The sequence below is a fragment of the Micromonospora sp. RTP1Z1 genome, from assembly GCF_033804685.1.
GTDB lineage: Bacteria > Actinomycetota > Actinomycetes > Mycobacteriales > Micromonosporaceae > Micromonospora.
Genome location: NZ_JAPFQV010000007.1, coordinates 140519 through 149192, shown reverse-complemented (window position 1 = coordinate 149192; position 8674 = coordinate 140519). Strand labels below are relative to the sequence as shown.

The 8674-nt window shown below is 76.1% G+C and carries 7 protein-coding genes and 1 pseudogene; all 8 read right to left on the bottom strand.

Features of this window, described 5'->3' with window-relative positions:
* Positions 1-2368: pseudogene (locus SLP03_RS06175) on the bottom strand (hypothetical protein); the annotation flags it as partial.
* Positions 2263-2703, bottom strand: coding sequence for a hypothetical protein (locus SLP03_RS06170; protein WP_319459536.1), 441 nt, complete (start codon positions 2701-2703; stop codon positions 2263-2265). The pseudogene SLP03_RS06175 and the gene SLP03_RS06170, both read right to left, overlap by 106 nt.
* Before the next feature lie 47 nt (positions 2704-2750).
* A complete protein-coding gene (gene cutA, locus SLP03_RS06165; protein WP_319459535.1) occupies positions 2751-3071 on the bottom strand; it encodes a divalent-cation tolerance protein CutA in 321 nt (106 codons plus the stop codon).
* A gap of 53 nt (positions 3072-3124) precedes the next feature.
* A complete protein-coding gene (locus SLP03_RS06160) occupies positions 3125-4147 on the bottom strand; it encodes a 1-acyl-sn-glycerol-3-phosphate acyltransferase (protein ID WP_319459534.1) in 1023 nt (340 codons plus the stop codon).
* Positions 4147-4980 (bottom strand): patatin-like phospholipase family protein, encoded by an 834-nt coding sequence (locus SLP03_RS06155; RefSeq protein ID WP_319459533.1) that lies wholly within the window; start codon positions 4978-4980, stop codon positions 4147-4149. Before SLP03_RS06155 ends, SLP03_RS06160 begins: the two co-directional genes overlap by 1 nt.
* Positions 4981-5145: 165 nt before the next feature.
* Positions 5146-6258, bottom strand: a complete 1113-nt coding sequence (locus SLP03_RS06150; protein WP_413644463.1) for a glycosyltransferase family 4 protein — start codon at positions 6256-6258, stop codon at positions 5146-5148.
* Positions 6259-6343: 85 nt separating this feature from the next.
* A complete protein-coding gene (locus SLP03_RS06145) occupies positions 6344-7015 on the bottom strand; it encodes a BON domain-containing protein (RefSeq protein WP_319459532.1) in 672 nt (223 codons plus the stop codon).
* Between the two features lie 70 nt (positions 7016-7085).
* Positions 7086-8642 carry a S1C family serine protease gene (locus tag SLP03_RS06140; protein WP_319459531.1) on the bottom strand — a complete coding sequence of 519 codons (1557 nt, stop codon included), beginning with the start codon at positions 8640-8642 and terminating at the stop codon, positions 7086-7088.
* Positions 8643-8674 lie beyond the last annotated feature (32 nt).

The following is an 8674-nucleotide window of genomic DNA, read 5'->3' as shown; positions in this document are numbered from 1 at the left end:
CCCCGACGACGGCCGCGGCCACCACCAGCGCACCCAGTGCGGCGAGCGTCCCGGCCCGGGTGGCGAGCAGTCCGCCCAGCCCCGGGACGGTGAGCGCCAGCCCGACCGGCAGCGTGACCGGGAGCAGGGGCGGGTGCGGCGCGGCGAGCGCGGCGGCCAGCAGCGCGGCCAGCCCGACCCCGAATGCCACGGCGGGCGCCACCGGCCAGGGCGCGCCGGCCGCCACCAGCAGCACCGGCAGCCCGGCCGCGCCGAACGGCAGCCCGACCAGCGCCGGCACCCGACGCCCGCCGCGCACGATCCGGGCGTACGCCGCCGCGGCGACCCCGAGCAGCAGCAGGGCCAGGGCGGCGCCGCCGGCACCCGGCACCCGGTCGACGGCGGGCGCCCCGGACCAGGCCGGGACCGGCAGGTCGACGAGCACCCGCAGGGTGACGGGCGCGACGGCGAGCAGCGCCAGCCCGGACAGTCCGGCCCCGACCAGGCGCGGGGCGATGCCGGGCCGGGCGCCCCCGCCGACGGCCAGCGCCAGCAGCACGCCCAGCGTGGCGTAGAGCGACACCCGCTCGGCCCCCGGTACGACCAGCGGCGCGGCCCCGACCAGCGCGAGCGCGGCGGCGAACCCGGCCGAGGCGTACCCGTGCAGGTCCGGCCACTGTCGACGGACGGCGAGGACGGCGACGACCAGCACCCCGACGGCGGCGAACGCCCCCCGCAGCTGCCACCAGGGTGGCGCCCCGACGGCGATCAGCCCGACCGTCGCCCCCGCCGGCACGGCGAGCACCGCCGCGGCGAGCGCCACCCCGCCGACGGTGGGCTGGACGCCGCCGCCGCGCCGGGCCCGGGCCGCCACCAGGGCGCCGACCACGACCACGACGGCGAGCACCGCGCCCGCCCCGGCCGGGACGGCAAGCCCGACCAGCAGCCCGTGGCCGAGCAGGACGGCCCCGCCGAGGGCCGGAAGGAGCACGGTCGTGTACCGCGGGCGCGGCCGGAGCACGGCGGCCGCCAGCAGCGCGGTGGCCGCCACCAGGTCGGCAGCCACCACCCCGGGCCACGGGGTGGGCGCGACCGCCGGGGCGGCCAGCACGGCCAGCGCCACGCCCGCCGCCGCGACGACCGGCCGGGCGGCCCGGGGCAGCAGCATTGCCACCGCCGCGGCGGTCAGCAGCACGGCGACCGGCAGCTGCCATCCCCAGTGGGTAGCCGGCCCGACGGCGGCGCCCCGCCACGGCGGCAGCGCCCGGACGACCGCATCGCCCGCGAGCACGATCGTGGCCACCGTGGCCACCTGCGCCAGGCCGCCGGCCACCAGCAGCGCCCCGACCCACGGCCCGGTACGGTGCCGCGCCGGCAGCGCGCGGACCGCCCCGGCCAGGACGGCCACCACCGACCCGGCCGCGACCAGCAGCAGCCCCGGACGCAGCTCGGCCACCGGCCGGAGCAGCGCGGTGGCGAGCACCGGCACCAGCAGCCCGGCCGCGATCATCCGGTACGTCCGGCCGCCCGCCGCCAGCGCGCCGCCGAGCAGGGCGAGCGCCACCAGCAGCAGCGGCCCGCCGGCCAGCAGCGGGGTACCGGCCGCCCGGCCCCAGGCCAGCGGCACCAGCGCGCAGCCGGCCGCGACGACGAGCGCGACCCCGTGGCCCAGCCAGCCGAGCACCCGCCCGGCGACCACCGCCGGGGCGCCGACCAGGATCCCCGGCACGGACGCCCCGACCGGGACCGCGCCGGGACCGGCCGCCGCACCTGCCGGGACCGCGCCGGGACCGACGGACGCACCCGCCGGGACGGACGCGGCGACCGGCCCCCCACCGGCCACCCCGACCCGGCCCCGGTCGTCGCCCGCCACCGCTCCGGTCGCGAGCGAGTACCGGGGACGCAGGGCGACCACCACCAGGAGGTCGCCCAGCGCCACCCCGGTGCAGACCAGCGCCCACCCCGCGACGGACGGTCGGGCCGCCGCCACGGCCAGCGGCAGCACCGGCTGCGCGACCAGCAGCGCCGCGAACCACGGCACGGTCAGCCGGCTCAGCCGCGCATACCCGGCCGCCACCGCCGCGCCGGCCCCCCCGACCAGCGCGGCGTACCTGGTGTCCGGCCAGCCGGCCACGCCGAACAGGTCGACCGTCCAGGCGGCGTACCCGTCGAGGAGCACCAGCAGCAGCCCCACGGCGGCGAACGTCTCGGCCGTGCCGCGCAGCCCCCGCCAGGTGGCGACCAGCGGCACGGCCAGCGCGAGCACGGTGAACGCGGCCAGGATCAGCGCCCGCCCGGCCACCCCGACGGCCGCCCAGGCGACAGCGGTGAAGACGATCGCCGCAGCGCCGAGGAGGAGTCCACCGAGGACGAAGAGCAGGCCCTGCACGGTCCGGGTGGACGTCTCGGGCCGGCCGGCCGGGCCACGGCCGGCGACGGCGGTACCGGGACAGGTCGCACCGGGCCCGGCTGCGGTGGCGGGATCTCCAGGCGGATCCGGGCGGCCAGCTCCGTCCGGCGCTGCCGGACCACGTCCAGCCGGGCCAGCAGGTCCTGGTACGTCGCCCGGGCCCGCTCCACCTCGGGGGCCAGCGCGGCGATCTCCCGGTCCAACCGGGTCACCTCGGCGGCGGGCGGGTACGGCGGGCGACCGCAGCCGGGGCAGCCGGCGGCGAGATCGGCGGGCGCGCCGCAGCCGGGGCAGGGGTAGCCGGTGTTCTCCACCCGGCCAGCATCGCGCCCGGACGGCCGGCCGCCAAGAGTGCGCGTACCTAGGGACGGGTGTGCTCGTGCACCCAGGCCGTGTAGTCGGGGTTGCCGCTCTCCACCCGGGTCACCAGGATCTCCGGCACCTCGTACGGATGGTTGGCGCGGAGCTGGTCGACCAGGGCGGTCACCCGGTCCGGGGCGGTCTTGAACTGCACCGTCAACTCGGCGGTGGTCTGGATCGCCGACTGCCACCAGTAGGTGCTGTCCACCTGCCCGCCGACCTGGGCGCACGCCGCCAGCCGCCCGGCGACGGCCGCGGCCGCCAGCACGTCCGCGACCGCGCGCGCGTCCACCACCGTCGTCACCACGAAGATCTGCTCCACCAGGGCACCCTACGCGGGATTTCTGCCAACCACCTGTGTCCGGCCGGGCGCGGTCAGCCGGCCGAGACACCGTCCCGGTTGGCCGCGATCCAGCGGTCGATCCGGGCCCACCAGTCGAAGAGCCAGTCGATGCGTTCCTGGCGGTCGACCGGGACCTCCTCGGGCGGTACCGACCAGAACCGCATCACGATCCGCTTGTCCATCGGCAGCTCCCGCCACACGTCGGTGACGGTGAGCATCCGGTCCAGCCCGGTGTGCGCCACGAAGATGACCCCGGCGTCCGGGGCGGCGTCCAGCGCGGCGAGCAGCCCGCCCGGCTGCGGGGCGAGCACGTGCCGCATCCGCTCCGCGCGCAGCGCCATCCGCTCCAGCCCCAACGCGCGCAGCCGGGCGATGGCCCGCAGCCGCCGGCCGGGGGTGAAGTTGCCGCCCTCCGGAAAGATCACGAACGCGTCGTCGTCGTCCAGTCCGGTGGCGAGGTGGCCGATCTGCGCGATCATCGTCCCCCGGCCGTCCGGCCCCGGGGCGATGAACCGGTTCGGCAGCCGGTTGAGCAGCACGTCGACCGCCGGGTCCCACTGCAGGCTCTCCTTGAGCACGATCCGGGGCTCCCGATGGAACCAGTTCACCAGCGCGTGAATCAGGATGAACGAGTCCCCCGGCCCGGCATGCCGGCAGAGCACCAGCTCCGGCCGGCCGGGCAGCGCGGTGTCCGGGTCGGTGCCGACCACGTCGATGCTCAGCCGCAGCGTCCAACGGGCCTGCCAGAAGAGCACCTGGAGGAAGCGCCCGGCCAGCACGTAGTGGGCCCGCTGAAAGGCCGGCGACCGCTTTCGGGCGCCGAAGCCGGAGGCCAGCCAGAGGCCGAAGAGGGCGAGCAGCGCGGCCGCGTCCCAGATCAGGTAGACGGTGCCGATCCAGAGCAGGCGCAGCGGTCGCAGCCGCCCGGGCACCAGCGGGGAGGCGGCCAGCGCGAGCAGCGCCCAGACCGGCAGCGTGGTCACCACCGTCAGGGCGAGCAGCACCACGCCGGGGGCCAGCAGCAACCGGCGTACCCACCGGGGCGGCAACGGCATCAGTGGTCCAGCTGGGTGTCCAGGTAGCGACGGGAGGCGGTGTACGCCCGGCTGATCCGCCGCCCCACCGCCGCCATGTCCCGGTACGCCCACGGACTGTCGTCGCGGGGCCCCCCACCACCGGTCGGCAGCACGTGCACCTCCACCCCGTCGGGCAGGGCGGCCAGCTCCCGGGCGAACCGGTGCCGCCGGGCGATCTCGAAGGCGACCTGGGCGATCTCCCACGGCCGCCGGGGCGGGGTCAGCTCCCGCTCGATCCGTCCCACCTGGAGCACGAAGATCTGCTGGGCGCCGACGGCGACCGCCTCCCCGATCGGGATCGAGTTCACGATCCCGCCGTCGATGTAGTGCTGGCCGCCGATCTGGGTGGGCGGCAGCAGTCCGGGCACCGAGGCGGAGGCGAGCACCGCGGGCACCACTGGTCCACTGTGGAACCAGTGTTCGGCGGCCCGTTCGATGTTCGCCGCGCAGCAGCGGAACGGGACCTGGAGGTCCGCGAAGGTGGTCTCCTCGCCCAGCTCGCTCTCCAGCAGCCGGCGCAGCGGCCGGGGCGAGTGCAGGTGGGTCCGCGCGGCGAAGCGGCGCAGCTGCCGGGCGACCGAGTCGCCGTACACCTCGCTGGCCTCGGGCGAGGCCCAGAGCCGGACCAGCCGATCGGTGACGGCCTCCGACGGGTCGGCCGCGACCAGGGCACCGTTGACCGCCCCGATCGAGGTGCCGATCACCATGTCCGGCCGGATCCGGGCCCTGAACAGGGCCCGGAGCATGCCCACCTCGACCGCGCCGAGCACTCCCCCGCCGCCGAGCACGAACGCCACCGGACCGCCACTCATGACGTTCATCCTGGCACGCGCCCCTAATCGGGCCCGCCGGAGCCGGTCGCCGGTCCGGACGTGCTCACCCCGGGCCGCGTCGACGTCGCGGAGCGCGACCGAAGAACGGACAGCCGTCGACAAGCCGGACAGCCGCCGGGCTGTCCGCGGCGCGCACCTGACCCGTCAGCGGGCCGCGACCCGGACCGGCTCCCGCGCCCCGGACCCGACGGGCGCGCCGGTGAGGAAGCTCCGATACACCGCCGCGTAGCCGCTGGCCATCCGCTCCACGGAGAAGTTCTCCGCGACGTGCGCCATGCAGTCGGCCGGGTCCAGCCGGGACGACTCGCGCAACGCCGCCGGCAGCTCGTCGGCCCGGTCGCAGACCAACCCGGTCAGGCCGGGACGGACCAGCTCCGGGACCGCGCCCCGGCGCAGCGCCACCACCGGCGTGCCGGTCGCCATCGCCTCCAACATCACCATGCCGAACGGCTCCTCCCACTGGATCGGCATGATCAGGCAGCGGGCGTCGAGCAGCAGCCGCAGTGTGGTCTGCCGGTCGGCGTTCAACACCAGGGTCACGTCCTCGTCCAGCAGGGGCTCTACGAACTGCTGAAGGTAGCGGCGCTCGGCCGGCTCGTTGCACTTGCCGGCCAGAGTGAGCGGCAGACCGGCCGCCCGGCAGGCCCGGATCGCCACCTCCGGGCCCTTGTCCGGGCTGAACCGGGCCAGCCAGAGCACCGGCCCCCGACCGGGTGTCCGCTTGTGCGGGAAGTCCTCCACCGGCATCGCGTTGTGCACCGTGCCCGCCCAGGGCAGCCCCGGGTTGGCCCGACGCTGGGCGTGCGAGATGGCCACCAGACCGACGCCGCGGTCGGTGGCGCTGAGCACCTCGCCGTACTCCCCCACCGGGTTGCCGTGCACGGTGGCCACGGTGGGCACCGCCCGGCGACCGGCGACCAGCGGGCCGATGGTGGTGTGGTCGTGGATCAGGTCGAAGTCGGCGGCGGAGATCAGCTGGTTGACCCGGGCCAGGTGGGCCAGCTCGGGCAGCGCCTCGCCGAGCCGCTCGTACTGCAGGTCGGGTCCGGTGGAGACGAACTCGGCGGCGGTGCCGTGTTCCGCGCCGGCGCCGAACAGGGTCACCGCGTGCCCCTCCCCGACGAGGCCGTCCACCAGGCCGGCCACCACATGTTCCAGGCCCCCGTAACCGGACGGCGGCACCGACAGCCATGGCGGCGCCACCATCGCGATCCGCAGCGGCCGCGCAAGTGAGCGGTCCGACTGCAGGCGGTTCACGGCCACGAGCCCTCCCCGTTGGTCCCCGGCGAACGTGATCGGCGGCACTTTCCCGGTCCGGCCGGCGATAAACGGAGACCTGGCCTCACCCGGCCACCACGAGTCGGTCGTGCACCTCCCGGACGCCGGGGGTCGACCAGGCGGCCCGCTCCGCCTCGTCCCGCTGCCACCAGGAGCGGACCACCCCGTTCAGCACCACGGTGTCCCCGGTGACCTGGACGTCGACGCGTTCCGTTCCGGTCCGCCGGATCAGCACCCGCCGCAGGTCCCGGCGGGTCTGTTCGGCACCGGGCGGGGTGGTCGGACGTACCTCCACCAGGTTCGTGATCCCGCGTACGCCGCGCAGCCGGCGCAGCTCCCGTTCCGCGGTACGCCGCTCGAAGCCGTACTCCACCTCGCCGCGGAGCATCATCCAGCCGTTGGCGACGGTGACGTCCAGCCGCTCGGCGGGCACGAAACTGTCCCACTCCAGCGCCCGACTGGCCGCGATGGCGATCTCCGCATCGGTGCGCTCGTCCGTGCCGGGCAGGCGTACCTCGATCTCGCTGGCGACCGCCCGGACCCCGCGTACCCGGTGCGCGCAGCGCTCGGCCGCCCAGCGGCGGGCGTAGCTGTCCACCCAGCCGGTGAGCGTGACCACGCCCCCGGAGACCGTCACGCCGATCTCGGTGGGTCGTGCCTGGGCGTCCCAGTCGAGCTCGTCGAGTACGTCCCGCTGGATCTCCGGATCGGTGCGGACGGCGGCTGCCGTGGTCATGACGTCCCCTCCCCGTACGGTGCGCGTCCGTCGAGGGTGCCGCCGCCTGGCGGAGGAAGGTCCGTATCCGTTATGACGTCTCGGCGAGCGTCACGGTTGCCGTCTGTGCCGATCCGTTCCGTTTGAACTGCACCTCGACCCGGTCGCCCACCTTGCCGGACTGGACGGCGCCCACCAGGTCGTTGGAGTCGTTGATCGCCTTGTCGCCGAACTTGGTGATCACGTCGCCCCGCTGGAGCCCGGCCTTCTCGGCGGCGCTGCCCGGGGTGACCGCGGCCACCAGCGCCCCGCCGGCCTCGGCGGCGTTGACGCTGACCCCCAGCGACGGGTGGCTGATCTTCTGGCCGCGCTGGAGCTTCTGCGCGACGTCCTTGGCCTTGTTGCTCGGGATGGCGAAGCCGACGCCGATGTTGCCGTTGCTGCCCTGCCCGGCGGTGGCGATCGCGGTGTTGATGCCGATCACCTCGCCCCGGGTGTTGACCAACGCGCCACCCGAGTTGCCCGGGTTGATCGGGGCGTCGGTCTGGAGCAGCCCGGAGATCGAGCTGGCGGCCTGCCCGGGGTTCTGCTGCTGACCCCCTTCGCCGGCCTGGATGGTGCGGTCCCGCGCGCTGAGGATGCCCGCGGTGACCGAGCCCTGCAGGCCGAGCGGGCTGCCCAGGGCGAGCACCTGGTCGCCGACCTGCATCCCGTCGCTGTCCCCGAACTTGGCCGCCTTGAGGCCGCTCATTCCGCTGGCCTTGACCACCGCCAGGTCGGTTTTCGGGTCGGTGCCGACGATCTTCGCCTGCGCGGTCTTGCCGTCGGCGAAGACCACCTTCACCGTGTCGCCGGTGGCGGAGGCGACCACGTGGTTGTTGGTCAGCACGAAACCGTCGGCGCTGAGGATCACCCCGGAGCCCTCACCGTTGTCCGTGATGATCGAGACCACGCTGTCCTGGACGGCGGCGGCGATCTTCGGCAGGTCGGCGCTGTCGAGCACGGGCGCCGCCGAGTAGGTGCGGGTGACGCCGCCGGAGCCGCCGTCGAGGGCGAGGGCGAGCGCGCCGCCGGCCACGCCGGAGCCGAACATCAGGGCCACCACCAGCGCGCCCGCGCCGACGAACTTGGCCGCCCGGTTGGGGCGGGCCGTCGGGGCCGGGGCCCACGGCGGGACCGGCTGACCGGGGTGGTGCGGCTGGCCCGGGTGGTGCGGCTGGTAGGGCTGGTGCCCCTGGTACGGCGGGACCGGCCCGCCGGGGGGCGGCAGGTAGGCCGCGCCGCCCTGGTGCGGCGCCCCGGCGGCCCAGCCGGTCTGCTGCTGCCCGCCCCACCACGGGGCAGCCGGCTGCGGCTGCCCGGAGACCGGGTACGGCGGGGCGGACGGGGTGGCCGTCGGCGGCGCGTACGGGCCGGCGGGGTGGGCGCCGGTGACCGGCGCGTCCGTCCGGCCGGCCTCGGAAGCGGCGAAGGGCGTGGTGTCCGGCTCGGCGGGGGTTCCGGCGGCCGGGGAGTCGGCCGGAACCGGCGCGGCGGCCGGGGTGGTGGAGTCGGACTGCCCGCGCTCGACGGGGGACAGCTCGGCGGTGGGGTGCGACGGCTCGGCGGGAGCCGGCGTCCGCTGCGGGTCGGTCTCGTACTCGGTCATGTGACCACCTTCTCCCCTGGCTCTGCGATCAG

Coding starts and splice junctions, on each gene's coding strand:
- SLP03_RS06160 (WP_319459534.1), bottom strand. CDS start 4,147: ATGCCGTTGCCGCCCCGGTGGGTACGCCGGTTGCTGCTGGCCCCCGGC.
- SLP03_RS06155 (WP_319459533.1), bottom strand. CDS start 4,980: ATGAGTGGCGGTCCGGTGGCGTTCGTGCTCGGCGGCGGGGGAGTGCTC.
- SLP03_RS06145 (WP_319459532.1), bottom strand. CDS start 7,015: ATGACCACGGCAGCCGCCGTCCGCACCGATCCGGAGATCCAGCGGGAC.
- SLP03_RS06140 (WP_319459531.1), bottom strand. CDS start 8,642: ATGACCGAGTACGAGACCGACCCGCAGCGGACGCCGGCTCCCGCCGAG.